Origin of the sequence: Rahnella sp. CG8 (assembly GCF_023701875.1) — a bacterium.
Classification (GTDB): Bacteria; Pseudomonadota; Gammaproteobacteria; order Enterobacterales; family Enterobacteriaceae; genus Rahnella; species Rahnella aceris.
The window spans coordinates 17,317-43,018 of record NZ_JABAED010000036.1 but is presented as its reverse complement, the minus strand read 5'-3'; the positions used below and the strand labels follow the sequence as shown (position 1 = coordinate 43,018).

28 protein-coding genes are annotated in these 25,702 nt (G+C 53.2%); 9 read left to right on the top strand and 19 right to left on the bottom strand.

The genetic code is table 11. From position 1 onward, the window contains the following. Positions 1-186 precede the first annotated feature (186 nt). Positions 187-693 carry a peptide-methionine (R)-S-oxide reductase MsrB gene (msrB, locus tag HGO41_RS22985; protein WP_013577892.1) on the top strand — a complete coding sequence of 169 codons (507 nt, stop codon included), beginning with the start codon at positions 187-189 and terminating at the stop codon, positions 691-693. Positions 694-711: 18 nt separating this feature from the next. After that, positions 712-1,440 carry a peptide-methionine (S)-S-oxide reductase MsrA gene (msrA, locus tag HGO41_RS22980; protein ID WP_014416561.1) on the top strand — a complete coding sequence of 243 codons (729 nt, stop codon included), beginning with the start codon at positions 712-714 and terminating at the stop codon, positions 1,438-1,440. 92 nt (positions 1,441-1,532) lie between these two features. Here msrA and HGO41_RS22975 read toward each other — a convergent pair whose 3' ends face one another. The 3 genes from HGO41_RS22975 to HGO41_RS22965 all read right to left on the bottom strand — a co-directional run bounded on the left by HGO41_RS22975 (position 1,533) and on the right by HGO41_RS22965 (position 3,570). Next, on the bottom strand, positions 1,533-2,099 hold the full coding sequence (locus tag HGO41_RS22975) for a YfaZ family outer membrane protein (protein ID WP_250981497.1): 567 nt from the start codon (positions 2,097-2,099) through the stop codon (positions 1,533-1,535). Positions 2,100-2,299: 200 nt separating this feature from the next. Beyond that, positions 2,300-2,785: a FidL-like protein gene (locus HGO41_RS22970; RefSeq protein WP_250981496.1), complete on the bottom strand. Its 486-nt coding sequence runs from the start codon at positions 2,783-2,785 to the stop codon at positions 2,300-2,302. A 2-nt stretch (positions 2,786-2,787) separates the two neighbouring features. Beyond that, complete coding sequence (locus HGO41_RS22965) at positions 2,788-3,570, bottom strand: winged helix-turn-helix domain-containing protein (RefSeq protein WP_131637335.1); 783 nt, start codon at positions 3,568-3,570, stop codon at positions 2,788-2,790. A gap of 276 nt (positions 3,571-3,846) precedes the next feature. Here HGO41_RS22965 and HGO41_RS22960 point away from each other — a divergent pair, with 276 nt between their 5' ends. Both HGO41_RS22960 and HGO41_RS22955 read left to right on the top strand, forming a co-directional pair. Continuing rightward, positions 3,847-4,977 carry an HD-GYP domain-containing protein gene (locus HGO41_RS22960; protein ID WP_250981495.1) on the top strand — a complete coding sequence of 377 codons (1,131 nt, stop codon included), beginning with the start codon at positions 3,847-3,849 and terminating at the stop codon, positions 4,975-4,977. A 69-nt stretch (positions 4,978-5,046) separates the two neighbouring features. Continuing rightward, positions 5,047-5,607, top strand: a complete 561-nt coding sequence (locus HGO41_RS22955) for a YceI family protein (protein WP_013577886.1) — start codon at positions 5,047-5,049, stop codon at positions 5,605-5,607. Positions 5,608-5,792: 185 nt separating this feature from the next. Here the strand turns inward: HGO41_RS22955 and HGO41_RS22950 are convergent, their stop codons facing one another. Beyond that, positions 5,793-6,824, bottom strand: a complete 1,032-nt coding sequence (locus HGO41_RS22950) for a methionine synthase (protein WP_013577885.1) — start codon at positions 6,822-6,824, stop codon at positions 5,793-5,795. A gap of 31 nt (positions 6,825-6,855) precedes the next feature. Next, entirely contained in the window at positions 6,856-7,839 is a 984-nt protein-coding gene (locus tag HGO41_RS22945) for a DUF1852 domain-containing protein (RefSeq protein ID WP_250981494.1), read from the bottom strand. Positions 7,840-8,103: 264 nt separating this feature from the next. Between HGO41_RS22945 and HGO41_RS22940 the strand changes: the two genes are divergently transcribed. Genes HGO41_RS22940 through HGO41_RS22930 form a run of 3 tightly spaced genes read left to right on the top strand, consistent with a single transcriptional unit; the run spans position 8,104 to position 9,498 of the window. Further along, entirely contained in the window at positions 8,104-8,439 is a 336-nt protein-coding gene (locus tag HGO41_RS22940) for an antibiotic biosynthesis monooxygenase family protein (RefSeq protein ID WP_013577883.1), read from the top strand. After that, positions 8,432-8,791, top strand: coding sequence for an amino acid-binding protein (locus HGO41_RS22935; RefSeq protein ID WP_250981493.1), 360 nt, complete (start codon positions 8,432-8,434; stop codon positions 8,789-8,791). The genes HGO41_RS22940 and HGO41_RS22935 overlap by 8 nt, the downstream gene beginning before the upstream one ends. After that, positions 8,788-9,498 carry an ArsR/SmtB family transcription factor gene (locus HGO41_RS22930; protein ID WP_014416555.1) on the top strand — a complete coding sequence of 237 codons (711 nt, stop codon included), beginning with the start codon at positions 8,788-8,790 and terminating at the stop codon, positions 9,496-9,498. Before HGO41_RS22935 ends, HGO41_RS22930 begins: the two co-directional genes overlap by 4 nt. A 47-nt stretch (positions 9,499-9,545) precedes the next feature. Here the strand turns inward: HGO41_RS22930 and HGO41_RS22925 are convergent, their stop codons facing one another. From HGO41_RS22925 to HGO41_RS22890, 8 genes are all read right to left on the bottom strand, one after another. After that, on the bottom strand, positions 9,546-10,751 hold the full coding sequence (locus HGO41_RS22925) for an MFS transporter (RefSeq protein ID WP_013577880.1): 1,206 nt from the start codon (positions 10,749-10,751) through the stop codon (positions 9,546-9,548). A gap of 197 nt (positions 10,752-10,948) precedes the next feature. After that, complete coding sequence (gene fucP / locus HGO41_RS22920) at positions 10,949-12,187, bottom strand: L-fucose:H+ symporter permease (RefSeq protein WP_013577879.1); 1,239 nt, start codon at positions 12,185-12,187, stop codon at positions 10,949-10,951. Between the two features lie 112 nt (positions 12,188-12,299). Beyond that, positions 12,300-12,644 (bottom strand): L-rhamnose mutarotase, encoded by a 345-nt coding sequence (locus tag HGO41_RS22915; protein WP_013577878.1) that lies wholly within the window; start codon positions 12,642-12,644, stop codon positions 12,300-12,302. Then, the gene (locus HGO41_RS22910; RefSeq protein ID WP_013577877.1) at positions 12,641-13,417 is read right to left on the bottom strand and encodes an L-fucose dehydrogenase; all 777 of its coding nucleotides are present in this window, start codon (positions 13,415-13,417) and stop codon (positions 12,641-12,643) included. The genes HGO41_RS22915 and HGO41_RS22910 overlap by 4 nt, the downstream gene beginning before the upstream one ends. Further along, the gene (locus tag HGO41_RS22905; RefSeq protein ID WP_250981492.1) at positions 13,417-14,271 is read right to left on the bottom strand and encodes an amidohydrolase family protein; all 855 of its coding nucleotides are present in this window, start codon (positions 14,269-14,271) and stop codon (positions 13,417-13,419) included. Before HGO41_RS22905 ends, HGO41_RS22910 begins: the two co-directional genes overlap by 1 nt. A gap of 35 nt (positions 14,272-14,306) precedes the next feature. Then, positions 14,307-15,584, bottom strand: coding sequence for an L-fuconate dehydratase (locus HGO41_RS22900; protein WP_250981491.1), 1,278 nt, complete (start codon positions 15,582-15,584; stop codon positions 14,307-14,309). Between the two features lie 26 nt (positions 15,585-15,610). After that, positions 15,611-16,453, bottom strand: coding sequence for a fumarylacetoacetate hydrolase family protein (locus tag HGO41_RS22895; protein WP_250981490.1), 843 nt, complete (start codon positions 16,451-16,453; stop codon positions 15,611-15,613). Positions 16,454-16,516: 63 nt separating this feature from the next. Next, on the bottom strand, positions 16,517-17,257 hold the full coding sequence (locus HGO41_RS22890; RefSeq protein ID WP_013577873.1) for an SDR family oxidoreductase: 741 nt from the start codon (positions 17,255-17,257) through the stop codon (positions 16,517-16,519). A 222-nt stretch (positions 17,258-17,479) separates the two neighbouring features. Between HGO41_RS22890 and HGO41_RS22885 the strand changes: the two genes are divergently transcribed. After that, positions 17,480-18,241: a FadR/GntR family transcriptional regulator gene (locus HGO41_RS22885; protein ID WP_013577872.1), complete on the top strand. Its 762-nt coding sequence runs from the start codon at positions 17,480-17,482 to the stop codon at positions 18,239-18,241. 29 nt (positions 18,242-18,270) lie between these two features. Here HGO41_RS22885 and HGO41_RS22880 read toward each other — a convergent pair whose 3' ends face one another. The 4 genes from HGO41_RS22880 to HGO41_RS22865 form a co-directional block, all read right to left on the bottom strand. Beyond that, positions 18,271-18,420: a DUF2474 domain-containing protein gene (locus HGO41_RS22880; RefSeq protein ID WP_013577871.1), complete on the bottom strand. Its 150-nt coding sequence runs from the start codon at positions 18,418-18,420 to the stop codon at positions 18,271-18,273. A 58-nt stretch (positions 18,421-18,478) separates the two neighbouring features. After that, positions 18,479-19,483 carry a cytochrome d ubiquinol oxidase subunit II gene (gene cydB, locus HGO41_RS22875; RefSeq protein ID WP_250981489.1) on the bottom strand — a complete coding sequence of 335 codons (1,005 nt, stop codon included), beginning with the start codon at positions 19,481-19,483 and terminating at the stop codon, positions 18,479-18,481. After that, the gene (locus HGO41_RS22870) at positions 19,476-20,909 is read right to left on the bottom strand and encodes a cytochrome ubiquinol oxidase subunit I (RefSeq protein ID WP_013577869.1); all 1,434 of its coding nucleotides are present in this window, start codon (positions 20,907-20,909) and stop codon (positions 19,476-19,478) included. The genes cydB and HGO41_RS22870 overlap by 8 nt, the downstream gene beginning before the upstream one ends. 533 nt (positions 20,910-21,442) lie before the next feature. Beyond that, positions 21,443-22,681, bottom strand: coding sequence for an MFS transporter (locus HGO41_RS22865; RefSeq protein WP_013577868.1), 1,239 nt, complete (start codon positions 22,679-22,681; stop codon positions 21,443-21,445). Positions 22,682-22,741: 60 nt separating this feature from the next. Between HGO41_RS22865 and HGO41_RS22860 the strand changes: the two genes are divergently transcribed. After that, positions 22,742-23,728 carry an AraC family transcriptional regulator gene (locus tag HGO41_RS22860; RefSeq protein ID WP_112197593.1) on the top strand — a complete coding sequence of 329 codons (987 nt, stop codon included), beginning with the start codon at positions 22,742-22,744 and terminating at the stop codon, positions 23,726-23,728. Between the two features lie 78 nt (positions 23,729-23,806). Here the strand turns inward: HGO41_RS22860 and HGO41_RS22855 are convergent, their stop codons facing one another. Then, the gene (locus HGO41_RS22855; RefSeq protein WP_131637319.1) at positions 23,807-24,706 is read right to left on the bottom strand and encodes a proline iminopeptidase-family hydrolase; all 900 of its coding nucleotides are present in this window, start codon (positions 24,704-24,706) and stop codon (positions 23,807-23,809) included. Between the two features lie 89 nt (positions 24,707-24,795). After that, positions 24,796-25,551 (bottom strand): LuxR family transcriptional regulator, encoded by a 756-nt coding sequence (locus HGO41_RS22850; RefSeq protein WP_013577865.1) that lies wholly within the window; start codon positions 25,549-25,551, stop codon positions 24,796-24,798. Positions 25,552-25,702 lie beyond the last annotated feature (151 nt).

Here is a 25,702-nt window from a genome sequence, read left to right as displayed (position 1 = left end):
CCATCTGCGTTTCCACTCTGACCTTAGGTTTTGACCTTAATACCCCACCCCAACCCTCCCCTTCGCAGGGGAGGGAGTTAAAACAATCCCCCCATTTATCACAAAACCGTTAACTCTCCGCGAGGATTCCGTAATCCCTCCCCTTGTAATCTGATGCCATCGACAGCAACCGGATCGGTGGCAAAAATGATTAACAGACGTAATTTCCTGCTGGGCAGTGGCGCGGTATCTGCCGCGGCCATGATGGGGCTGGTCCCGTCACTGTTTTCCCGCAATGCCGGCGCGCAGGTAAAACCTGCGAAATTCGAAATCATGCTGACGGATGCCCAGTGGCATCAGCGCCTCAGCGATGATCAGTACCGTATTTTGCGCGAAGCAGGCACCGAACGTCCTTATTCCAGTCCGTTAAACAACGAACATCGTGCGGGCGAGTTTGCCTGCGCAGGCTGCAACCTTGCTCTTTTCTCTTCAGCGACCAAATTCGACAGCCATACCGGCTGGCCGAGTTTCTGGCAACCTCTTGCCGATGCGGCGCAAACCAGCCGGGACACCTCGCTGGGTATGGTGCGCGATGAAGTGCATTGCCGCCGGTGTGGCGGCCATCTGGGACATGTGTTTGATGACGGTCCGCAGCCGACCGGTCTGCGTTATTGCATGAACGGGCTGGCCATGACGTTCACCCCTCAAGCTTAATCTGTCAGGAAATTGACTATGAAAATTGCATCGAAAAACCGGCGTAACTTTCGCCACTACAGCCTGATCGCCGGGCTGATGCTGGCGTCTGCGTTCGTGTTCGAAAATAATGCCTGGTCATGGGGCGGGGGCGCTGAACCGGCGGTCGTGATCCCGGCACCGGCAAAAGATGAGCCAGCAGGCACTGCACACAGCGAAACCGCGCTGTTTGCCGGTGGCTGTTTCTGGGGGATTCAGGGGGTGTTTCAGCATGTAAAAGGCGTGACCAGCGCGGTGTCCGGTTATGCTGGCGGTGTGGCGCAAACGGCCAGTTACGAGCAGGTCAGTACCGGCGAGACCGGTCATGCGGAATCGGTGAAAGTGACCTTCGACCCGACACAAGTAACGTATGGCGAACTGTTGCACATCTTCTTCTCGGTGGGGCATAACCCGACCGAGTTAAACCGTCAGGGGCCGGATACCGGCAGTCAGTACCGGTCGGCGGTCTTTCCTCTGAACGCTGCGCAGGCGGAAGTGGCGAACGCGTACATCGCCCAGCTTAATGCCAGCCACAGTTACAGCGAACCGCTGGTCACCAAAGTTGAAAGCAATGCGCACTTTTATCCGGCTGAGGCTTATCACCAGAACTTTTTAAACGATAACCCGGACTATCCGTATATTGTGGTGAACGATCTGCCGAAGATTAAAGATTTAAAGCAATATTTCCCGGCGGAATATCGTGAACAGCCGGTACTGGTGAAACAATAACGGATTTATTTTTTCAGCCCTGAAAAATAACAGGAGAGTGCACATTCCGGGTCAATGCAATGTGCACTCTTTGCAGCACATTAAACGTTAAATCAGAAATCCATCTCTGCGCCTAAATACGCACCATCAATAATGCGTTCATTAGGATTTCCCGCAGTGCCGTCAAGGCCAACATAGCGGTAACCGGCTTTTACTTTTAATGGTGCGACCGGGATCCAGCTAAATCCGGCATCGGCTTCGGAATAAGATTTTACACGATTGCTTAATGCATCAGGTGCTGCATAACCCTCTGCATAAAATGCCAGACTGTCGGTGAAGGGGACGGTAATACCGCCGCCGACGGGAAATGCCACGCCTTCATTATCAGAAGTAGAACCCTGCATATAAAGCGCTTTCGCGCCGAGATTAATCATTGCCGGGCCTGCCGGAATATTAAAACCGGTGCTCACGCCACCAATCTGGCGGCCATTTTGAGTATTCTTCGCCCAGTTACCCTCGACATAAAGACCGGATGTCTGACCGCCCATACCGGCGTTCAGTTCAGTGAAATTTGTGCCCGCTTTTACACCCAGTTCAACAGCCTGAGTCTGGCCAGAGAAAGCCATAAATACCGCAATTGCACTGCCAGCGACAGTCAGTTTGATTGTGTTAGTACGCATTTGTTTACCTATTTTTTAAGTGATCGGCGCTGAGCAGTCTTTGCCACTCTGCCGCCAGACGGATACCCCGTCAGTGAGTGGCTATAAAACACTCTTCCGGCCATCGTCATCAATTTATATGTCAGATTGCAACATAAATAGGTTTTTATTCTTAATTTTACTTTTATTAAAGATGAATAACCTGAAGAATGCGGGCGTGTTCAGTACGCGACACAAACAAATTGCGGGGAATAGGTACTGCTTACCACATACGCCTGGTCCCGTATCTTCTTAACACCAATGTTGAGTGAGGCATTATCGCCCGTGTTTTCCAGCCACATCTGGTCGAAATCAGTATCTGGCGTGTTATCCAAAGGTGACGGCGTCACTTTGTCAATGGTGAAATGATAGGTTTTATTATCCACTTTGACACCATGACTGAGATAGACGGTACGCTCAAGATAGGTACTGGCTTTGGCCGACTTTACATAGCCTTCGTACTGAATAATACCTTTGTCTTTATCGTAAAATTGCAGGCTTTCAACAATAGAAAAAACCAGTTGCCCCTGCTCAATATCCATATTCACTTTACCGAAGGCTTTACATTTTAAGGTAGGAATATCTTTGGATGGCCATAAATAAAGAACGGTTGCTGCGATGACGCAAACAGTTGCGACGGTGGCATAGAACCACTTCTTTTTAATCATGATCATGGTTTGATCCACTTATAGTGATAGAAGTTATCACACGAAATAATCTCATTATTATTACCAAGAGTGCATAAGGACAACAGTGTTCGGGCGTTGTTTTGAGATGAATAGGATAATTCACTGTTATAAATGAGCACGTTGGTTTTGTTGCACGTCAGGTTATTGGTTTTTAGTGTGTGACTGACCCGTTCCAGCACCGCAGTTTTGGCATCGTCCGAAATATCTTTAAGGAAAATAATATCGCAGCCGGTGTCGGGCTGTTTTATTTCGGTCATTCCGTTGGTGGCGTCGTCGTATTTCCACGCGCCGAAAGACAGGCTAACCAGAACCAGCAGGCAGAGCAGAATAAAAAGAGCACGCCGTGCAGGTTTAACCGGAGCAGAAACTGAATCGGGTGTTTGCACCCTGAGCGGAGGCGGGGAGGCCGGTGCCTGCCCGGCAGGCGGTGGCGCATCAAGGCGTTGCACACTGACCGCCGGATTCAGTTTAAAACCGACTTTGGGGAGGGTAATAATGAGTTCGTGGCATTCAAACAGCGCCAGATTGCGGCGGACAATACTGACGTACTGGTTAAGATTATTGCCGGAAGCATGCAGGCCGTGCTTGTCCCAGACTGTTTCCAGCAGATATTCCCGCGTCAGATCACGCCCTTCAGATGAAAGAAATTCTTCCAGCAACCGTGCGGCCGGGAGTGTCAGTTTGATCACGTCCTGGCTGGCAGGATAGTGCAATGTACCATCGTCTGAGTTGAATTCTATTTCGTTATCAATGAGATACTTCATCTGATCCTGACAGTAATAAGTAAAGCCACATCAAACCCGTTCGGATTTACACACCGCTAAGATTAATATTATACAGTCTACATTCCGCGGTCAGAATCTGTGAAAGGTATAGGTAAAAACTTCAGCCAGCATAGGGGAAAAAAGCCAATTATTATATCTGTTAAAGATACCATTAAGGAATAAAAACCTATATATACCCACTTTGGGCAATTAAATTGTCTGTCATCCCGAAATCCGGTTTCCTTCTCGCATTGTTGAATGAGTGGGAGTGGTTACGTGGACGTTACCTTTACGGATTTTCTTATCGGATTTTCTTCTGCGCTGGACTTGTTAAGCCCTGAAAACGGACATCGTGGTGTGCGGCGTGCTTATATCGTGATGAATATTGCCCGTCAGCGCCAGTTCAGTCCGTTGGCACAACAGCGGTTGTTCATTGCTGCACTTTTACGTGATATCAGCAGGGGGGCACATGCTCCGCACGATTGCGCCAGCCAACTTGCGGATATCCCGTTACTGGCCGACAGCGCGGGTCTGATCGTCGCAAGAGGACGGCAGCATTCAGAAAACCGCCTGCTGGATCTGGCCGATAATCTGGATTTACTGGCATTGCATGAATTTCCACGCGGTCATTATCCGGTGCGCGCGGTCGAAACCCTGTGTGATTCCATCGGATCCCGTTACCTGCTCGACGACATGCTGGCGTTACGCGAGCTTGGACTGGAAAAGGAATTCTGGACGGAATTCGCCTCCGCCACGCTTATCAGTACAGCCGCGTCCTTTTCACCCTTTGCTGACCGTGTGTTAAGTGACAAGGAAATGACGCAACTGTCTGCCCTGCTGGCTGTCGTCATTGACCTGCATTGCCGTTCAGCCGCACAACATTCTGTTGTGGTGGCAGGTATCGCCGCCAGGCTTGCGCAAATGTACGGGTTTTCTAAAAAAGGTGTCGCGCGGATCCGCGTCGCCGGTTTGCTGCATGATTTAGGTAAACTGGTTGTCCCCGCCGCCTTGCTCACCAAAGCGCAGCCTCTGACGGATTTCGAACGCCGCCAGATCCATATACACCCGCAGTTCACCTGGAAAATTCTTTCGCGGATTGCCGGCATGCAGGACATCGCCCGGATGGCCAGCTTTCATCATGAACGGCCGGACGGCAAGGGATATCCCTTCCATCTGCGCGGTGCACAGCTCGATCTCGGGCCGCGCATTATTTCGGTCGCCGACTGCTATGCCGCGCTGCGTGAAGCCCGTTGTTACAAACCGGCATATTCGCCGGAAAAAAGCCTCATCATAATGCAGGAGACCGCAGCGCGCGGTGGGCTCGACCCTGAAGTGGTGGAAGCGCTCCGTTCGGATTTGATGGGGGCGGGGCAGGATATGCTCAGTGCATCACTGCTTTTGCCTTAATACTGATTTCAACCGAATAGAAACAACAGCTGAAACGTTTACTCAGAGTCAACCTCTGGAGAACCCCTCATGCTGCGAGTGTTTTTATTTATTTTATCAATGAGTTATGCATCTTTGTCTTTCTCCGGCACCCCGGAGCATTATGTTATCAACGCAGATCGCACAACCATTACGTTGTCGTGGGTCATGCTCAGCACACATCCCTCGCAGGCGAATTTATCGCAGGTATCCGGCGATGCTTTTTTAGATCATCAGCAAAACATGCAGAATCATATAGATGTCAGAATTCCGGTTTCCTCGCTGGAGGCTTCGAACCTGCTGCTGACGCATCAGTTAAAGAGCAGTATGTTCTTTGATGAAAACCGTTATCCCTGGGTCACGTTCACCAGTCAAAAAGTCACGCAGTCGGGAAATGGGCAATTTAAGATTTTTGGCATGCTGACTATCAAAAATATCCAAAGACCGGTTGTGCTGGATGCTGTTATGAATGACGCCAGCGCGAAGTCCCTGATTCTGCACGCACACACGGCGATTTCCCGCTCTGCTTTCGCGATGGACAGTCTGCTGTCGTTGGTCGGTGACACGATTAACATCGATATTGATATTGCCGCGCAGCCTTATAAGGCATAACGCGGCTACGCGCTTTATCGGAATAGTTTCGTCCGTGACAGGGGTAAAAAAGCGCACGGGCAAAACAACAAACAGGCGTAAAACGGGGCTGCTTACACCTCAGGCGGGTTTCCGGATAGTTGGCGATCGAAATGATCGCGCAACCCAGACAAAATTCTTTTTAAGTGATCGGCTATTTGGCGACGTTATTTAGCCAGCAGTTCTTTGCGGACAATTTCTGCGCCTGCACTTAATGCATCCAGCTTGCCTCTGGCGACGCCACGGGGTAAAGGAATCATGCCGCAGTTGGTGCAAGGATAGAGTTTATCGGCGTCTACAAACTGCAGGGCTTTCCGCAGCGTTGCGGCGACTTCTTCCGGGGTTTCAATGGTATTGGTCGCCACGTCTATGGCACCCACCATCACCTTTTTACCGCGGATAAGCTCCATCAGTTCCATCGGAACATGCGAGTGATGACATTCCAGTGAAATGATATCGATATTAGATTTTTGCAGTTTGGGGAAAATCTCTTCGTATTGTCTCCACTCTGTGCCCAGCGTTTTTTTCCAGTCGGTATTGGCTTTGATGCCATAGCCGTAGCAAATGTGCACAGCCGTTTCACATTTCAGCCCTTCGATGGCTCTTTCTAACGTGGCAATGCCCCAGTCATTCACTTCATCAAAGAACACGTTAAAGGCCGGTTCGTCAAACTGGATGATATCGACGCCAGCAGCCTCTAATTCTTTGGCTTCTTCATTGAGAATTTTGGCAAATTCCCAGGCGAGTTTCTCGCGACTTTTATAGTGGTTGTCATAAAGCGTATCGATCATCGTCATCGGCCCCGGAAGAGCCCATTTGATCGGTTGTGTGGTTTGCTGGCGCAAAAACTTCGCATCTTCAACAAAAACGGCCTTTTTGCGACTCACCGGGCCAACAACTGTCGGCACACTCGCTTCATAGCGATTACGGATCTTAACCGTCTCACGTTTCTCGAAATCAACGCCCTCGAGATGCTCAATAAAGGTCGTGACAAAATGCTGACGCGTTTGCTCGCCGTCACTGACAATATCGATACCTGCCTGCTGTTGATCTTCCAGACACAAACGCAGGGCATCTTTTTTGCCGTCAATTAATTCCTGATCTTGCAATTTCCACGGGGACCAGAGCACCTCAGGTTGTGCCAGCCACGAAGGTTTAGGCAAACTGCCCGCAGTCGATGTCGGTAATAATTTTTTCATACACAGGTGACCTTATATTTTTTATGGTTAATCAGAGAGCGGAATGGGCAGACCATTGTTCAAGAACAGTTTGGTAAGGTTTGATGAAGCATTCTTCAGTAAACTTCCCCTGCTCAATAGCCAGATGGCCACGTTCTTCCCGGTCATAAACAATACGGGTTAAAGAATAATCCTGGTAATTCAGGCTGGGTTGATACTGTAATCCTGCCGCAGAATTAGCATTGTAAATCTCAGGGCGATAAATCTTCTGAAAAGTCTCCATCGTGCTGATGGTGCTGATAAGCTCAAGATTAGTGTAATCACTGAGCAAATCGCCAGAAAAATAAAATGCCAGAGGTGCAACGCTGTTTTCAGGCATAAAATACCGCGCCCGTAATCCCATTTTTGCGAAATATTCATCAGTCAGGGAGAGTTCATCCTGCTGATATTCAACGCCTAATACAGGGTGTTTATTTCCCGTGCGATAGTAAGTGTTTTTGCTGGAAACACTCAGGCAGATAACCGGTGTTTTAGTGAAATTATCTTTGTAAGTCGCTGATTTTAAAAATTGTTTGAATATATTCCCATGTAATTCGCCAAAATTATCCGGCAGGCTAAATTCAGGTTGATCCTTATTATGCTCTGGCAGTAAAACGCTAAAGTCATAATCACGCACATAGGAGGAAAAGTTATTTCCTAAAATGCCTGCAATGCGTTGGTGGGTTTTTTTATCAACGATAGTTGTTTTCAGTATTTCAATCACCGGGAAGCTGTCGGCCTTGCCTTCAGCATCAATATTCAACTGAGCAGTAATAATATCGAGTTCGACACAATACCGGTCTTTATTAGGATTATCCCAGTTCGCCAGGGAATTGAAGCGATTATCGATCATCACTAAGGTGTTGCGCAGGTTTTCCTGGCGTTTTTCACCCCTTGCCAGATTGGCAAAATTGGTGGTAATACGCGTATTTTCCGAGGGGTTATAATTCTCGTCGAAACGGATGCTTTTAAGGGTAAATGTCAGTTTTTTATTCATTGTTATCAGGTGTCCCGGCTGCTGAAAAATCTACGTTATTTCAGTCGTTTTCGTATTTTTAAGAGTGAATCGCGATGACTCTTTTATGCCTGAGTCATTGAGTGAAAAAAAGTGATTTAAATTCACTGAACATGAGACAAATTCATGATCATGCCTCCCCGGATGCCGTTCCTGCCCGCAGGGAACAGACACACTTCGGTGTTGACCGAAGCATCTGATTTTTGCCGGTAATAAGCTGAACGAAATTCATGAAGGAGCAGAACGATGATCGCAGTACTTTTTGAGGCAGATGCAGTACCCGAAGCGCGTGAGCGGTACCTTGAACTGGCGGCAGAACTGAAACCATTGTTATCGGACACGCCGGGATTTATTTCCATCGAGAGATTCCAGAGCCTGACCACGCCCGGAAAAATCCTTTCATTATCATGGTGGGAAGATGAAGAGTCGGTGGCAGGGTGGAAACAGAATCTGATGCATCTGGCCGCGCAGAAAGAGGGTAAACAGTCGATTTTTTCATTCTACAGAATACGCGTTGCCCGTGTATTTCGTGACTATTCTTCCGACAAGTCTTCCGGTAAAGGAGCGCATCAGCATGTATGACATTCACGTGATCCTCGACCATTCACCCGGTTCGCTGGCCTCCCTTGGCCGTATTCTGGGCATGAACGGTGTGGGGCTGGAGGGCGGCGGCGTATTTTCCACGGCAGAAGCGGGGCATGCGCATTTCCTGATAGAAGACGGTGAAAAAGCCCGTCAGGTTCTGACTGATGCTGGCTTTGACGTGAGAAAGCTGTCACGCCCGCTGATAAGAAAACTACCCCAGACACTCGCCCGGAATGGCATTAACATTCTGGTACAGTACAGCGACCACGATAACCGGCTTATTCTGCTGACGGATGACGATATCCGGGCGGCTGAAGTCACTCAACAATGGGCGATACCTTCTGCATGAATTTTCTTCAAACCGAATACGACAGTGAGCCGGATGAGTCTCTTGAAAAATCCATGTCACTGGTGGCTTCAGCAATATCTGACCCGTCAAGGGTCAGTATTTTGTGTGCCCTGATGGACGGACGCGCGTGGACCGCGACTGAACTCAGTGCGGTGGCGGGCATCGCCGCCTCCACAACCAGCGGTCATCTTACCCGGCTGCTCAGCAACGGGCTGGTGATTTGCCTGACGCAGGGGCGCCACCGGTATTACAGCCTGGCGGGCCACCATATCGCCGGATTGCTGGAAAACCTGATGGGGGTTTCCATGCATAACCACAAAACTTTTGCGTCGCGGACGCCGGTCGTTCTGCGTTATGCACGAACTTGTTATGACCATCTGGCCGGAGAGCTGGCGGTAAAAATCTACGATTTTCTGCTGCAGGAAAACTGGCTTGAAGCGGACGGTTACGCGCTGACTCCGGCCGGGAAAGCCCATTTTCAACGACTGGGCGCGGTGCTCAATCCGCGCCCGCGCCGCAAGGCTTGCTGTCCTTGCCTTGACTGGAGCGAAAGACGCTTCCATCTCGGAGGCGATGCGGGGCAGGCATTAATGACGCTTTTTCTGCAAAAAGCGTGGATATCCCGCACGCAGGGTTATCGTGAAGTGAGCGTCACCGACAGCGGCAGAATTGCCCTGAGCCGCCTGTTCGGTTTGAATCTGGCCTGATTCTGCAGGCTATGTTTACGCTTGCTTCGCCCCGCGTGACCGACGACTTAGCTTGTCTCCATACAAGACTGTGTTGAAAGTAACGGGGCATATCGCCACCAGATCAGCAGCCCCGTCAGGGCGATAACGCTCAGAACGCTGAACGCCGTAGCGAACGAATAATGCCCTGCAATCATACCCGTCAGGGCCGGGCTCATGGCCGCGCCGACGCCCTGCATCAGCATCACCACGCTTTGGCCCGCGTTGACATGACCGTTTCCGCGCAGCAGCACCACAATAAAGCTCGGCACTACCACGCCCAGTACGCCAGCCGCGAAACCATCAAGTATTTGCACCGGCACCATCATTAAAGGGGCGGCAGAACTCGCCGCCAGCGCTGCCCGGACGGGCATGATCAGTAGCGCCAGCATAATCAGGCGCCAGTAGCCGACTCTGTCGATGCGCGCGGCGGTCCAGATTGCTACCGGGATCATCACCATCTGAGAAATAATCACGGTTGCGGCAGCGTACAGGCCGGGATTGACGGAGCCGGGCGCCGCAGCGATTCTCATGCTGAGCATCGGCAACAGCGCCGCATTGGCCAGATGAAACAGCAACAGTGTCAGACCGGTGATCAGCAGCGGTTTATTTTGGGCCAGCACCGAGAAATCGGGAACCTGAGCGGATGCGCCAGACTCCAGCCCTCGCGCGGCATCATCGTCTATATCGCTGCGGCGGATGCCCGTCAGTGCGATGAGCGTTAATAACATCGTGCAGGTCATGAGAATGAAAATACCGCCGATGCCCCAGTACCAGGCGATCCCTCCGGCAATCAGCGCGGTGATAAAATTCCCGGCATGGTTAAACGCCTCATTTTTACCCATCTGCGCGCTAAAGCCTTTTTGCCCGGTCAGACCCAGCGTGATCCCGGTGATCAGCGGACCGACAAACGCAGCACATATTCCGCTCACGATCTGCGAAAACGCCACTACGGCATTTGCCTGACTGAGCCAGAGCAGCAGCGTCGTGCCGGTGATCAGCACGCACAGCAGCGCCAGAATCAGCCGCTTGTTTTTCGATGCATCAGTCATGAAGCCCGCAGGGAGCGTTGCCAGCAACCCTGCCACGCCGCCAGCGGTCATCAGCAAGCCGATATCATCGGGCTGCCAGTGGCGTTGTGTCAGAAAGATCCCCAGAAAGGGCCCAAGCCCGTCACGAACATCCGCAATAAAAAAACTGGTTAAACACAGTGCCTGCAATGAACGAATCGACATTTTTTTACCCTTCAGCGTTATTAACCAGCTTTATAAGCGATGAAGTATAAACAGGATTTTTCTATCAGGGATGACAGGAATGTTAAAACTCATGACGCGGTTTGCAGGGTTGCAACCCCTCCCCGACACCCGAAGGGTATTAAGGAGGGGCTGTGTGGTGAGGGGGAGCAGTCAGATTGTTTTGTATGACAACGTTCTCAGATCGCCGCTTTCGCCCGTTGTTTCACGGCATAAATCAGCACCACAGCGAAACATACCATCGGCAGGGCGTAAGAAACGGCGGTGTTGTAGTGGTCGGCAATTGCGCCCATCAGATACGGCATCACCGCGCCACCGACAATCGCCATGATCATCACCGAGCTGGCGCGTTTGGTTTGTTTGCCCATGTTCTTGACGCCCATCGCGAAAATGGTCGGGAACATGATCGACATAAAGAAGAAAATCGCCACCAGTGCAATCACCGAGACGTTATCAATACCGGCCACCACCACGCCGCACAGCACAATATTGATGATGGCGTAGACCACCAGCAGCGTGGCCGGGCGGACAAAGCCCATCAGCCAGGTGCTGAAGAAACGCCCGACCATAAAGCTGATCATGCCGACAGACAGCAGATACGACGCGTTCTGGTTCGACAGCGTGTGCCAGTGTTCGGTGGTGTAGTTAATGAAGAAGGCACCGACGCCAACCTGTGCCGCGACGTAGAAGAATTGTGCGATGACGCCGCCGGTGAAATGGCCGTGCTGCCACAATCCTTTCTCGATACCGTGATCTTCCGGAGCGCTTTGCTCGCGGATGTCCGGCAATTTTGTGCGTCCGAACAGGAAGGCAATCAGCAGCACTAACACGGCGATGGCGACGTAAGTGGTTTTCACCGAGGACAATCCGTCCGTCGTGGTGCCTTGTGTGGCGGAGAAGAACAGTGAACCACCGATGATCGGGCCGATGAACTGACCTAAACCGTTGAAGGACTGAGAAAGGTTCAGGCGGCGTTCGGCTCCGGCCGGATCGCCGAGAACGGTAGCGAACGGGTTAGCGGCGGTTTCGAGACAGCCCAGACCGAGGGCGATCACGAACAATGCGAACAGGAACATGCCGAAGCTGCCTGCGGAGGCGGCGGGCACGAACAACAGTGCGCCCAGGGCATACAGACACAGACCCACCAGGATCCCGGCTTTATAACCGAACCTGTCCATGAAGAAACCGGCGGGCAGGGCGATGATAAAATACGCCCCGAAATAGGCGGCCTGTAGCAGACCGGACTGGGCTTTATTGACGTGCAACACGTCCTGGAAATGCTTATTCAGGACATCCAGCAGCCCGTAGGATAAACCCCACAGGAAAAACAGCGTGGTGACCAGTATGAACGCCAGTCGGAAACCGGACGTCGTTTTGCGCTGCGCATAAGCGGGCGCGGCAGTTTTATCGGCGAGCATGTTGTATTCCTCAGTATCTGGTGACGCATGTAGGGGGTCAGCTCAGGTGGCTGATTTTTTATGTCAGATAACGTGAAAAACGGTTTCTCCCTCATAGCAGGGAGATGTATAGCTATTTCTGATCAGCCAGCGAAAAAATCTTCTCCATTTCCACCCACTTTTCACCGGCGGGCGTCCACGGCGTAGGGCGCTGATACTTCCACATCAGGGCTTCCCATTCGCAGACTTTCGGATCCTCCAGACTGCGGCGTTCGAACAGTCCGCTGTCAAAATCTTCCGTGGTTTCCATCACCATCATCAGGCGGTTGCCCAGCCGGTAAATTTCCATGTCTGCGATGCCATAGCGGCGCAGGTGCGCGGTAATTTCCGGCCAGATTTCGCGGTGATAACGCTGATATTCTTCGATAAGCACCGGATCGTCCGCCAGATCCAGCGCCTGACAATAGCGGCGTTTCATGTTAAGGCCCGGTCGAGATGCATATAACCGCCGTCCACGGTCAGCCACTGGCCGGTGGTGTGCGAGGCGCGGGAAGAGAGCAGGAACACCACGGTGTTGGCGATTTCCTGCGGCGTGGTCATACGCTGTCCCAGCGGAATATGCGAAGTGATTTGTTGCAGCTTTTCTTCGGGATGGTCGAAGCTTTTGATCCAGCGTTCGTACAGCGGCGTCATGACTTCCGCCGGGATCACCGCGTTCACGCGGATACCGTCGCCGAGCAGCGCCGCTGCCCATTCGCGGGTCAGCGCCAGAATGCCGCCTTTGGCCGAAGCGTAACCGCTGGTGTTGCCTTGTCCGGTGAGTGCCGTTTTTGAGCTGATATTGACGATAGCTCCCCGGCTGGCGCGCAGGGCGTTCAGGCTCAGGTGCGCCATCAGGTAATAGTGGATCAGATTCTGCTCGAGCGATTGCACAAAGGCTTCGCGACCGGCATCCAGCCCGACGCTGTCGTTGGCACCGGCATTGTTCACCAGCCCGTCGATGCTGCCGTAGCGGGTAAGCACCTCATTCACCGCTGCCTTGCAACTGGCTTCGTCGCGCAGTTCAGTCAGTACAAAACTGGCCTGTGGCGAAAGCTGTTGCAGTTTATGCATCAGTTCATTGGCCGGTTCGGTATTGCTGATGATCACCGGAACCGCGCCTTCTTCCGCCAGCGTCAGCGAAATCGCCGCGCCGATACCGGAACCGCCACCGGTGACCATCACCACTTTATTTTGCAGATGCAGATTCATCAGTCATTTCCTGTAATCGGTAAAGGCTGTAATCGATAAATCGTGCAGGCATTGCCGCCATAAATGGCTGCCTGCTCGTCAGAACTGAGTGCGGCCGTGGCCTGTTCACATAAATCCCACGGATTTTCATCCCCGTCTGCCAGTAAACACACCGGCCAGTCGGAACCAAACATCAGGCGTCCGGCACCGAAAACGTCCAGTGCGGCATCGAAATACGGCAACAGATCGCGGGCTGGCATACCTGCCGGACGCGGCTCGGTCAGCAACCCCGAGAGCTTGCAACTGACGTGTTTTAACCCCGCCAGCGGTGCAATCTGCTGCTTCCAGTACGCTGCACCCCGGCTGAGATCCGGCTTGCCGAAGTGATCGAGCACCAGAAAATGCCCGTCATGCTTTGCCGCGAACTGCACGGCATCGCGCAGATGGCGGTGTGTCACCAGAATTTCATAGACATAGTCCTGCCGCTGAATCTGGCGAATACCCGCATTGATGGTCGGATTTTCCAGCCACTGCGCAGGTGAAGACTCGTCCTGAACCTGATGACGAAAGCCGCGCAGCAGCGGGTGTGAAATCGCCTCCAGATCCCGTTGCAGTGCGGGTGATGGCAGATCCACCCAGCCGGTCACGGCATGCACAAAGTCGGTTTGCTCTGCGATCTCCAGCAGCCAGCGGGTTTCCTGCACAGAGGAACAGGCCTGAACCAGAACCGTGCCCTGAATATCGTGACGTTGTAACGCAGGCCGCAATATCTCCGGCAATAAATCCTGTTTCAGCACCGCCATGTCATCGCCTATCCAGCGATAATCCTGCGGGATGTAGCGCCAGAAATGCTGGTGGCTGTCGATTCGCATCATCGGCGTTCTCCTTGCTGCTTTTTCGATCATTAAGGTCAGGTGTGATGGCGGTATCTTTCGATCGACGCCTGATGCATCTCAATGGAGAATCCCGGTGCCTGCGGCGGCATATAGGCCGCGCCCCGGACGTCGCACGGATGCACAAAATGCTCGTGAAGATGGTCAACGTATTCGATGACGCGGCCTTCGTGCGTACCTGCGATGCACAGATAATCAATCATCGACAGATGCTGCACGTATTCGCATAACCCGACGCCGCCCGCGTGCGGACACACCGGCAGATTGTATTTGGCCGCCATCAGCATCACCGCCAGCACTTCGTTGACGCCGCCCATGCGGCAGGCATCAATCTGCACCACGTCGATGGCTTCGCGCATAATGAACTGCTTGAACATGATGCGGTTCTGGCACATTTCGCCGGTGGCGACTTTAACCGGTGCAACGCCCTGACGGATTTTGCGGTGGCCTTCGATGTCGTCCGGGCTGGTCGGTTCTTCGATAAACCAGGGGTTGGCAAAGGCGAGGGCGTTCACCCAGGGGATGGCGTCGTTGGTTTCCCATACCTGATTGGCGTCGATCATCAGTTTGCGGTCCGGGCCGATCACTTCGCGGGCGATGCGCACACGGCGGATGTCGTCTTCCAGGTCGCGCCCGACTTTTAGTTTCAGATAATCGAAACCGGCGTCGACCGCTTCCTGACATAAACGGCGAAGTTTATCGTCGGGATAGCCGAGCCAGCCCGCTGACGTGGTGTAGCACGGGTAGCCTTCCGCCAGCAGTTTCTCCGTGCGCCGGGGTTTGTTGTCGGCACGTTGCTGCAATAAGGCCAGCGCTTCCTGCGGCGTGATGCAGTCGGTGATGTAACGAAAATCGATGCAGCGCACCAGCTCTTCCGGTGACATATCCGCCACCAGTTTCCACAGCGGTTTACCGGCGGCTTTGCTCCATAAATCCCACACCGCGTTAACCACCGCGCCGGTCGCCAGGTGGATTGCGCCTTTGTCAGGACCAATCCAGCGCAACTGGCTGTCGCTGGTGAAATCGCGCCAGAACTGGCCCATATCGGCGGTAATGTCCGCCAGTTCGCGGCCCACGATCAGATGTTCCAGCGCTTTAATCGCCGCACAGCAGATTTCATTGCCGCGCCCGATGGTGAAGGTCAGGCCGTGGCCTTTCAGCGCCTGAGTGTCAGTGTCTAAAATCACATACGCGGCGGAATAATCCGGATCCGGGTTCATGGCATCCGAACCGTCCAGCGCCAGCGAGGTCGGGAAACGCACATCTTCAACACGTAAAGCGGTAATCGTTGTCATCGCAAAATTCCTTTAGCTGTAAAGGGTTATGCCTGCACTGTCTTCTGGCGCTGCTCACCCAAACCTTCAATCCCAAGCCGCATCACCTGACCGGCTTTCAGGTACACCGGCGGTTTTTGCCCCAGTCCGACGCCCGGCGGTGTGCCGGTAGAAATGATGTCACCGGGTTGCAGGCTCATGAAGTGGCTGAGATAACTGATGATTTCGGGGATCTGGAAAATCATGGTGCGCGTATTGCCGTTCTGCCAGCGCTTGCCGTCAACTTCCAGCCACAGATTCAACTGGTGCGGGTCAGGGATTTCATCCGCTGTCACCAGCCACGGACCGGTCGGGCCGAATGTGTCGCAGCCTTTACCTTTGTCCCAGGTGCCGCCGCGTTCAATCTGGAATTCGCGCTCAGAGACATCGTTGATCACGCAGTAACCGGCGACGTGCGACATCGCATCGGCTTCGCTGATATAGCGCCCGCCGGTGCCGATCACCACACCGAGTTCCACTTCCCAGTCGGTTTTGACAGAATCACGCGGGATCTCCACGTCGTCATTTGGCCCGACCATCGCGCTGGTCCATTTGCTGAAAACCACCGGTTCTTTCGGGATCTCCGCGCCGGTTTCGGCGGCGTGGTCGGCGTAATTGAGGCCGATACAGATAAATTTCCCCACCTTGCCGACACAGGCACCCAGACGTGGTTCACCGCCGACCAGTGGCAGCGTGTGCGGATCGAGCTGGCGCAGTTTATCCAGCGTTTCAGGCTGCAGAAATTCGCCGCTGATGTCGGCAATATGTGCGCTGAGATCCCGCAACGTGCCGTTGTCATCCAGCAGGCCGGGGCGCTCAGAACCTGCGTTGCCGTAACGTAATAATTTCATGGGTCAGTGTCCTTCTGTGAAAGTCAGATCGGTGAAAATCAAATGTTTAAAGCCGCTGGCGTGTCAGTTGCTCCAGCCGCCGTCAATAATTTGAACCGTGCCGGTGGTGTATGAACTGGCGTCGGAAGCCAGATACAGCGCAAGCTGGGCGATTTCTTCGGTTTTACCGATGCGCCCGATCGGCTGGCGGGAAACAAACGCCGCGTACACCTCGGCTTCGCTGCGGCCTTCGGCCTTTGCCTGTGCCGCGATGCGCTGGCGCAGGGACGGCGATTCCACCGTGCCCGGACAAATCGCGTTACAGCGAATGCCGCGGGTGACGTAATCCGCTGCAACAGAACGGGTCAGGCCAATCACGGCCGCTTTTGAAGCGCTGTAAGCAAAGCGGTTCGGCACACCTTTGATGCTGGAGGCGACGGAAGACATGTTGATCACTGAACCGTGGTTGCGCTCAAGCATGGCGGGCAGAAAAGCGCGGATCATGCGGAACATCGCGGTGACGTTAAGATCGAGCGCAAACTGCCATTCGCGTTCGGTGCAGGTCAGGATATCGCCGCTGTGCACCACGCCGGCGCAGTTGAACAGCACATCGAGCGCGCCGGTTTCTTCTGCCAGCGCAGCAATCGCCTGCGGGTCGGTCACATCAAGCAGACGCGGGGTGATGCCGGGAATATTGTGTAATGCGTCGATGTTGATGTCGGTGGCAATCACCTCTGCGCCTTCACGGGCAAACAGCGTGGCGGTGTTGAAACCGATGCCTTGTCCGGCGGCGGTGATCAGAACTTTTTTCCCGGCCAGGTTCATAACAATTCTCCCTAAAAGGTGCTTTAAAGGCCTAATGGTCAGGCCATTGGAGGTGAAAAAAACGCGTTAAACGCAGTGCTTTTTGTTAAGATGTTCGGCAAGCTTCTGCTTAAAACGCCATTTCGGTTAACCAATTTTTTACATGCATAAAACAAATCAGCAAGATTTTTGTCCGGAAAATGCTAGCTGAATCACTTAATGAGAATTGACCTCAGGTGTCCGATGCCGATAAAAAAATTAGAAAATCCCAGAATATACAGGCAGATAGCTGACCAGCTTAAAACGTTAATTGATAACAAAGAATTTCCGCCCGGCAGCCGTCTTCCGGCCGAGCGTGAACTGGCGAGTCAGTTACAGGTCAGCCGCGCGTCGGTGCGTGAGGCGCTGATTGCGCTGGAAGTGATCGGGCTGGTGGATGTGCGGGTGGGAAACGGCGTCATTGTCCGTCAGCAACCTGCCGTTCCGGTCACGCCTTCACAGGAGCCGGTGATGTCGCAGGCGGGGCGTAATCAGTGGGCGGATGTGGATGATGAGCTGAATATTGAGCTGGATTTTACGGCTGAACTGCCACCGTTTTCGCTGTTGCAAACCCGTCGTCTGATAGAGCCGGAAACCGCCGCGCTGGCGGCAAGAAATGCCACTGACGCCGAACTTGCGGCGATCAGGCAGGCATATGAACAAAACTGTCGCGATAACCGCAATGGCTCGGCAACGCATCCCGGCGACCGGTTGTTCCATATCCGTATTGCGCAGGCCAGCGGAAATCCGGCTTATGCCTTCATCATCGCCCACCTGCTCGGCCACCGTTATGGCACCATGTTCCGCAGCCTGCAATTACACTACACGCCGCAGGACATGCCGCACCGTTCTGAGATTGAGCACCTCGAGATCCTGACCGCGCTGGAGGCCCGTGACAGTCGTGCAGCGAAGAAGGCAATGAAGGAACATCTGGATGCGGTGATTAAGATTTTCGGGCAAGGGTGACAACGTTCGCTGCATCTGACATCGTATTTTTAATGCGACTTCATTCCGGCTGCCGTCATCATCATTCTGAATAAGAATGCCACCACGGCCAGTGATAAAACACTCAATGAATAAATGACGATCAGCCAGACGACGCGTTTCCAGAAGGGCTTCTTACTATTAACGGTCATATCCTGCATCAGGAACCTCCGGTGATAACCGGGCGAAATGCGGTCATTTCGCCCGATACTGTTGCGATCAATGGTAGCCTTCGTTTTCCCTGATTTTCCCCCGGAAGACGTAATAGCTCCAGAAGGTATAAATCAGGATCACGGGGATGATGAACACCGCGCCAACCAGCATAAATGCCAGGCTTTTCTCTGACGATGCCGCATCCCAAATCGAGATGGCCGGCGGAATAATATTCGGCCAGATGCTGATCCCAAGCCCCGAAAATCCGAGGAAAATCAGCGCGAGAGTCAGCAGAAACGGCATATAGTGCGCGTGACTTTTTATCGCCCGCAAAATTCCCCCGGTACAGGCTAAGACCAGTACCGGCACCGGCAGAAAGGCGATCAGATTCGGCATGCTGAACCAGCGATGAGCAATATCGGCATGGGTCAGCGGCGTCCAGATGCTGATCACACCGGTGATCGCCAGCAGCGTTATCACCAGGGGTTTAGCCAGACGGCACATCTTCTGATGCAGGGCATTTTCCGTTTTCATGATTAACCATGTACAGCCCAGCAGCGCGTAGGCGACCACCAGCCCGATACCACAAAAAATAGGGAAGGGGGCCAGCCAGCTTAACGCTGAGCCGCTATACGTTCTGCCTGTCACCTCAAAGCCATTAAGCACTGCGCCGACGGCCACGCCCTGACTGAAGGTGGCCACGATGGAACCGGCAATGAACGATTTGTCCCAAAACGGACGGTGCTTTTCGGTCGCCTTGAAGCGAAATTCAAACGCCACGCCGCGAAAAATAAGACCGAAAAGCATCAGGGTTAACGGAATGGTGAGTGCATCGGTGATCACTGAATAAGCCAGCGGGAAAGCGCCGTATAAGGCCGCGCCGCCCAGTACCAGCCAGGTTTCATTACCGTCCCACACCGGTGCAACGGTGTTGACCATCATGTCGCGTTCGGTTTTGTCTTTATTGAACGGGAATAAAATACCGATACCCAGATCAAAGCCATCCATTACGATGTACATCAGGTTCGCAAATACGATAATTCCAAACCATATAATAGTGTAATCAATCATATTTTTTACTTCCCTCAGGATTGCTCAGCCCTTCCTGCGCCGCAGACAGCGGACGCGCCGGTGTGTTTGGCTTACCTGGTCCACCGTGAGAAACCTCATCACCTTCACCGGTCACCGGCCCTTTTTTGATAAGACGCATCATGTAAACGTAGCCAATACCAAAAACGGACGAGTACACCAGCAGGAAAGCTAACAGGCTGAGGCTCATGTGCATTTCACCGTGTGCGGAGACGGCATCGCGGGTGCGCTGAACGCCATAAACCACCCACGGCTGACGGCCAATTTCAGTGGTAAACCAGCCCGCAAGCAGGGCAATCAGACCGGAAGGTCCCATCAGCAGCGTGAACCAAAGGAACGGGCGGGACTGATAAAGCCGCTTTTTATAACGCAGCCACACACCCAGCACGCCTGCCGTGATCATCAGCAGACCGAGCGCGACCATGATGCGGAAAGACCAGAAAACTACCGGCGAATAGGGACGATCTTCTTTCGGAAAATCCTTCAGCGCGGGCACCTGTTTTTGCAGGCTATGTGTCAGGATCAGACTGCCCAGATAAGGGATCTCCAGCGCATATTTCGTGCGTTCCTGCTCCATATCCGGGACGCCAAAAAGAATTAACGGTGTGGCTTCCCCGGGCGGATTTTCCCAGTGCCCTTCAATGGCCGCAATTTTGGCGGGCTGATATTCCAGCGTATTCAGTCCGTGGGCGTCACCGACCATTGCCTGAATGGGGGCGACGATCAGCGCCATCCACAATGCCATGGAAAACATTTTCCGAACCGCTGGCGTATCATTGCCGCGAAGCAGGTGCCAGGCACCGGAAGCCCCCACAAAGAACGCACTGGCGAGGAAAGCCGCGATGGACATATGGAACAGACGATAAGGAAATGACGGGTTAAAAATGACCTTAAACCAGTCCGTCGGCACCACGACGCCATTGACAATTTCATAGCCCTGCGGAGTATGCATCCAGCTGTTCGATGCCAGGATCCAAAAGGTGGAGATAAGCGTGCCCAGCGCCACCATACAGGTCGCAAAGAAATGCAGGCCAGGCCCCACCCGGTTCCAGCCGAACAACATCACGCCCAGAAAACCGGCTTCGAGGAAAAATGCGGTCAGCACTTCATAGGTCAGTAAAGGGCCGGTAATGCTACCGGCAAATTGCGAGAATCCGCTCCAGTTGGTGCCGAACTGATAGGCCATCACCAGACCTGACACGACCCCCATGCCAAAGTTAACAGCAAAAATTTTGGACCAGAAATGATACAGATCCCGGTAACTGCGGTTGCCGGTTTTCAGCCACATCCCTTCAAGCACCGCAAGAAAACTGGCCAGCCCGATCGTAATGGCAGGAAATATGATGTGAAAAGACACGGTGAATGCGAATTGTATTCTTGCCAGGTGAAAAGCATCTAATCCAAACATTGCTGACATCCCCTGTGGAGAAAGTGGGACACGTTAATTAAAATTAACATACAGAGTACACTTGTGATTTATACGTGATTAAGATGAAAGGATTGTGCACTGATATTATTTTGCGGGGTAGATACAGTTTGGTGAAAATACACTATAACAGTTCAGGTTATTTTCATTTTTATCATTAAAATTCAATGGGTTAATTGTTGTTTTTTTCGTGAAGCGAAATTGATTTTATTTCCCGCCTGCGCATGATAGAAATTAAAAACATTGTCGCCAGCATGGTGTAGTTTATTGATTTTTAAGGATTTATATTTAATCTGTATTTTTTACTCCGCCGGGAGTAAATTTTATCCCTAAAACGTATATTCAATTTTAATAAAACTGTTATAGCTCAATCCGGTTCAGGGAAATGAACCGGAAATAGTTTTAACATGATGATAAATTGAGTATTCGGATATGATGGTAACAATGTTTATGTGGAATTAATTTTAGCTGTTTTTAGGAATTTACTGAATGTTCATCAGCCTATTTCCCTGACGCTATTCGTGCTGGAGGGACGGGGTTTCTGCGCCGTCACCGGACAGGCCAACCCTGACGCACAAGGCAATGATCAGCGCAGCACTTAACATCACAATACCTGCCGTGATAAATACCCCGGAGATCCCACCCAGTCCGAACATGACGCCTCCCAGTGCCGCACCGGCCGCGATAGAAGATTGCACGGCAGCCACCACCATGCCTCCTGCGCTCTCAGCCTGATCGGGCACCGAGCGGGTTACCCAGTTTGACCAGGCGACGGGGACACCGCCGAATGCCAGCCCCCACAGCAAAACCAGCAGCGTGAGTCCGGTGATCTGAACGGGCAGTAATATCATCCCCAGCGCCGCGATACCGACTAAACAAGGCATCACAATCAGCGTCAGGCGAAGGCTGTAAGTCATTATCCATCCGGCCAGCAATGTGCCCGCAAAATTTGCCACACCGAATCCGAGCAATAGCAGGGCCAGTCCGCCCGCATCTACATGACTCACGCTTTCCAGAGAAGGGCGAATATACGTAAACAGGGCATACTGGCCGGTATGTGCCAGCACGCAGCCGGACATCCCCGTGGCAATGCCGGGACGGCGCAGCAATGTTAAGACTGATGCTATATGTGTAACCTGACGGGGCGCCATGCGCGGTAATGTGAACCACTGAAAAGCAAGAGTGACTCCTCCCACCAGAGCCGCGGCAATGAACGCGCTGCGCCAGCCATAGAGTTCACCGAGAAAGCTTCCCAGCGGCACGGAAACGACGGTTCCCACCGCAATACCACTGAAGATAACCGACAGTGCCCGCGGCACGAGTTTCTCCGGAACCAGCCGCATCGCAACCGCTGCGGCCATACTCCAGAATCCGCCCAGCGCGACGCCAAGCAGGATCCGCATCACCAGCAACACGGCAAGGCTGGAGGAAAGGGCGACCAGCAGGTTTGAGGCGATCATCAGCACAGTAAAACTTAACAGAACGGTTCTGCGGTCAAGCTTACGGGTCAGGCCCGGTACCAGCAGTCCGGCGAACAGCGCGATAACCGCGGTGACCGTCACCGCCTGACCGGCCAATGCTTCCGTCACCTGCAGGTCTGAGGCCATGGGCGTTAACAGGCTGGCTGGCAGGTATTCTGCTGTTAACAAACCGAACACGCCCATGGTGAGGGAGAAGACTGCCATCCATGCTGGCGGAGCCTGTTGTACATCTTGTTGGGTCGCGGGCGCTGAGCCCTCTGTTTTATGATTCATTTCAAATGTTCCTGAAGATTAACGTAGCGCAGAGTCTAGGCAGGATGGTTGAGATGATCTATGATTCGAAATCCTTGTTTTTTGACTATTACTCCTGAAATGACCCAGCACGATCCCTTTGCCCTTTCTTCTGACCTGATCAGTGAACTCCTGACAGGAATGCGTCTGCGTGGTGTGCAATATCGCCGCATCCAGACCGGCTCTGAATTTGGCATGGCGTTCAAACCGAGGCCCGGACATGCTTATTTTCACTATCTTGCCGTCGGTTCCGCTGTTCTTAAAACCGGGGATGGCGCGCTCCATCCATTGTCTGCCGGTGATGTCATTTTTATGCCGCACGGAATGGCACATCAGCTTCTTTCTGAACCCGGCCATACCGCTCAGGACATTGACGACTTCGATGTCGCCCCATTAGGGGAAGCCGTGAGTGGTGTGGATACCTGCCCGAGCAGGGATACGATACCGGGCGCGATTCTTTTTTATGGCTGCATGGCGTTTGATCTGGGCGGAATGCAAAGTCTGGGTAAACTGATGCCGGAAACCATGGTGGCGGATGCCAAAGGCGAACGCTATCCCGGACTGTTGCCGGTGATGGATTCGATGAAACGTGAAATATGCTCCGGCCGCATCGGCTTTGCAGGCATTCTGGCCCGGCTTGCGGAAGTTGCCGCGGCAATGATTGTTCGCGGGTGGGTGGAATGTGGATGTGAAAATGCCTCAGGCATTGCCGCTGCATTGCGGGAACCCCGGCTGGCTAGGGCAATTCTGGCGCTGCACCGGCATCCGGGCAGGAACTGGACCGTCGCGGAGCTGGCGGCAGAGTCGCACATCTCGCGCTCGGTTTTCGCCGCGCGTTTTCAATCGATGATTGGTGTATCGCCGTTGCGTTACGTGACGGAACTGCGCATGCAACTCGCCACGCAGTGGCTCTCAGACAGCAAGATTTCTATCGAGAACGTGGCATTTCGTCTGGGTTATACCTCACAGGCTGCGTTTAGCCGGGCTTATAAGCGCATTACCGGGCAATCGCCCGGTGTCAGCCGTTAATTGCTGTGAGTCATCGGGGCATAAAGAATATTCCCTCAGGCTGCTTCGGGATAAGCCAGAAGCAGCCTGTATACGTCATCAGCGGGAGCTGTTGCTCTCCAGAAACTCCCCGACGCATTTCATACAGGCTTCCCGTTCCTCGACGTGTGGCATGTGGCTCGAATTCTCGAAAATCACCCATTCAGCGCCTTTGATTAAATCCGCGAACGGCTGCACCACGTCGGGAGCGGCTTCATCGTAGCGGCCGGAAATCAGCAATACCGGCACGTTAATGGCGGGCAGGCGGTCGATCACCGTCCAGTCTTTCATGCTGCCAATGACATGGAATTCAGTCGGGCCGTTCATGGCGAGGTACACCGTCGGATCCTCGTCCATCGCCGCAAAGGTACGTTTTACCTCCTCCGGCCACGGATCGAGACGGCAGACATGGCGGGCATAGAATACCTGCGACGCCGCTTTGTATTCTGCGCTGTTGAGGGTTCCGGCGGCTTCATGTGCCAGTAAGGTTTCCTGAACCTCCGGCGGCAGTTCGCTGCGCAGGCGGGCGGCGGCCTGCAACCAGAGTTCCATCGAGGCCGGTGAATTGGCGATGACCAGCGCTTTCAGGCCAGGAGGTTGCATGACGGCGTGTTCGGCACCGAGCATGCCGCCCCAGGACTGGCCGAGCAGCGCGTAATCTTTTTCAATGCCCAGATGGCGCAGCAAATTATCCAGTTCCGCCAGAAAGAACGAGGGCTGCCAGAAGCCGGCGGGTTTGTCGGGAAGGTGCGTCGAGCGGCCATTACCAATCTGATCGTAGTGGATCACCGCGCGGCCGGTTCCGGCGATATCGCGGAAGGCATCAACGTAATCATGGGTGCAGCCGGGGCCGCCGTGAGCAATAACCAGCGGAGTCTTGCCGTTGTGTAAATCGCCACAGATGCGGTACCAGGTCTGGTATTCCTGAAACGGCGCATAGCCTTCAGTGATGTTGTACATTTTGTTTCCCCTGTCGGTGAATAATAACCACAGGGTAAACATCGGGGCGGCGTTGAACAGCTAGTAAAAAAGATAGAAAACAGGGCAGATTAACTGTCGAGTAAACGGTAATGCATCGCGCGAACCACGGCCTGCACACGGTTACTGGCCCCCAGTTTGCGGGCGGCGGTATTGAGATGGAGCGTGACGGTGGCAATCGACCGGTTGAGTTTGCGGGCGATCTCTTTGGCGGTTAAGCCTTCTGCCGCCCACGTCAGACATTCGCGTTCGCGCTTGCTTAAGCGCACGTGGCGACAGGTGAGAATGCTGCTGTCGAACAGCGGAAACACGCACTCCTGAAAGGTCAGCGCCAGCAGGCTCAGTTCGGCCAATACATCATGAATATCCAGCTCATGTCCCGCACCGGTGTGAATGCCGGTGACCGTCACAAATCCACCATTTGGCAAATGCAACGGCACCGTCGCGCCGCTCGGCATGTTGTTATCGCACATGTAATGGGTGACCGGTTTGTTGAGGTCACTGAGGCGGTTTTGCAGCGAGGTATTGTCCGGGCGCTGATAAGACCAGACAAACGGTGCGCAGCTTTCGAGAGCGTAATGCTGCACCGGATCGACCTGATAATACCCGTTCTCCAGCCATAACCGCTGCATGTCGCCGGGCACATTACACATCCGCAACAGCGACGGTGTGATCAGCTCGCCCTCAAGCGAACGCGGTACCGGCGTGTAGTCGTAAATCAGGGCGTCAAACCCCAGGCGCGAGGTCTGAGCGAAAAGCTGATCAAACGCACCATCAACGGTCGTTTCCCGCAAAGACACTGCACTCTCTTGCACCGCGAGCTTCATGAATTTATCTCCGCATCACTGTTTGCCAGTCTGAATGGGCTGATCGGGCACCGGTTTTGCTCAATCTCACCTGGTAAGGAAAATTTATGCAATCGCGGTGCCACATCGCTGACGGTGCAAACCTAGTATTTTTGCTAACTACCGGCGCGGC

What these genes read in the sequence shown, in the direction of transcription:
- msrB (WP_013577892.1), top strand. Translation starts at nt 187, where the DNA reads ATGATTAACAGACGTAATTTCCTGCTGGGCAGTGGCGCGGTATCTGCC.
- msrA (WP_014416561.1), top strand. Translation starts at nt 712, where the DNA reads ATGAAAATTGCATCGAAAAACCGGCGTAACTTTCGCCACTACAGCCTG.
- HGO41_RS22975 (WP_250981497.1), bottom strand. Translation starts at nt 2,099, where the DNA reads ATGCGTACTAACACAATCAAACTGACTGTCGCTGGCAGTGCAATTGCG.
- HGO41_RS22970 (WP_250981496.1), bottom strand. Translation starts at nt 2,785, where the DNA reads ATGATTAAAAAGAAGTGGTTCTATGCCACCGTCGCAACTGTTTGCGTC.
- HGO41_RS22965 (WP_131637335.1), bottom strand. Translation starts at nt 3,570, where the DNA reads ATGAAGTATCTCATTGATAACGAAATAGAATTCAACTCAGACGATGGT.
- HGO41_RS22955 (WP_013577886.1), top strand. Translation starts at nt 5,047, where the DNA reads ATGCTGCGAGTGTTTTTATTTATTTTATCAATGAGTTATGCATCTTTG.
- HGO41_RS22950 (WP_013577885.1), bottom strand. Translation starts at nt 6,824, where the DNA reads ATGAAAAAATTATTACCGACATCGACTGCGGGCAGTTTGCCTAAACCT.
- HGO41_RS22945 (WP_250981494.1), bottom strand. Translation starts at nt 7,839, where the DNA reads ATGAATAAAAAACTGACATTTACCCTTAAAAGCATCCGTTTCGACGAG.
- HGO41_RS22940 (WP_013577883.1), top strand. Translation starts at nt 8,104, where the DNA reads ATGATCGCAGTACTTTTTGAGGCAGATGCAGTACCCGAAGCGCGTGAG.
- HGO41_RS22935 (WP_250981493.1), top strand. Translation starts at nt 8,432, where the DNA reads ATGTATGACATTCACGTGATCCTCGACCATTCACCCGGTTCGCTGGCC.
- HGO41_RS22930 (WP_014416555.1), top strand. Translation starts at nt 8,788, where the DNA reads ATGAATTTTCTTCAAACCGAATACGACAGTGAGCCGGATGAGTCTCTT.
- HGO41_RS22925 (WP_013577880.1), bottom strand. Translation starts at nt 10,751, where the DNA reads ATGTCGATTCGTTCATTGCAGGCACTGTGTTTAACCAGTTTTTTTATT.
- fucP (WP_013577879.1), bottom strand. Translation starts at nt 12,187, where the DNA reads ATGCTCGCCGATAAAACTGCCGCGCCCGCTTATGCGCAGCGCAAAACG.
- HGO41_RS22915 (WP_013577878.1), bottom strand. Translation starts at nt 12,644, where the DNA reads ATGAAACGCCGCTATTGTCAGGCGCTGGATCTGGCGGACGATCCGGTG.
- HGO41_RS22910 (WP_013577877.1), bottom strand. Translation starts at nt 13,417, where the DNA reads ATGAATCTGCATCTGCAAAATAAAGTGGTGATGGTCACCGGTGGCGGT.
- HGO41_RS22905 (WP_250981492.1), bottom strand. Translation starts at nt 14,271, where the DNA reads ATGATGCGAATCGACAGCCACCAGCATTTCTGGCGCTACATCCCGCAG.
- HGO41_RS22900 (WP_250981491.1), bottom strand. Translation starts at nt 15,584, where the DNA reads ATGACAACGATTACCGCTTTACGTGTTGAAGATGTGCGTTTCCCGACC.
- HGO41_RS22895 (WP_250981490.1), bottom strand. Translation starts at nt 16,453, where the DNA reads ATGAAATTATTACGTTACGGCAACGCAGGTTCTGAGCGCCCCGGCCTG.
- HGO41_RS22890 (WP_013577873.1), bottom strand. Translation starts at nt 17,257, where the DNA reads ATGAACCTGGCCGGGAAAAAAGTTCTGATCACCGCCGCCGGACAAGGC.
- HGO41_RS22885 (WP_013577872.1), top strand. Translation starts at nt 17,480, where the DNA reads ATGCCGATAAAAAAATTAGAAAATCCCAGAATATACAGGCAGATAGCT.
- HGO41_RS22880 (WP_013577871.1), bottom strand. Translation starts at nt 18,420, where the DNA reads ATGCAGGATATGACCGTTAATAGTAAGAAGCCCTTCTGGAAACGCGTC.
- cydB (WP_250981489.1), bottom strand. Translation starts at nt 19,483, where the DNA reads ATGATTGATTACACTATTATATGGTTTGGAATTATCGTATTTGCGAAC.
- HGO41_RS22870 (WP_013577869.1), bottom strand. Translation starts at nt 20,909, where the DNA reads ATGTTTGGATTAGATGCTTTTCACCTGGCAAGAATACAATTCGCATTC.
- HGO41_RS22865 (WP_013577868.1), bottom strand. Translation starts at nt 22,681, where the DNA reads ATGAATCATAAAACAGAGGGCTCAGCGCCCGCGACCCAACAAGATGTA.
- HGO41_RS22860 (WP_112197593.1), top strand. Translation starts at nt 22,742, where the DNA reads ATGATTCGAAATCCTTGTTTTTTGACTATTACTCCTGAAATGACCCAG.
- HGO41_RS22855 (WP_131637319.1), bottom strand. Translation starts at nt 24,706, where the DNA reads ATGTACAACATCACTGAAGGCTATGCGCCGTTTCAGGAATACCAGACC.
- HGO41_RS22850 (WP_013577865.1), bottom strand. Translation starts at nt 25,551, where the DNA reads ATGAAGCTCGCGGTGCAAGAGAGTGCAGTGTCTTTGCGGGAAACGACC.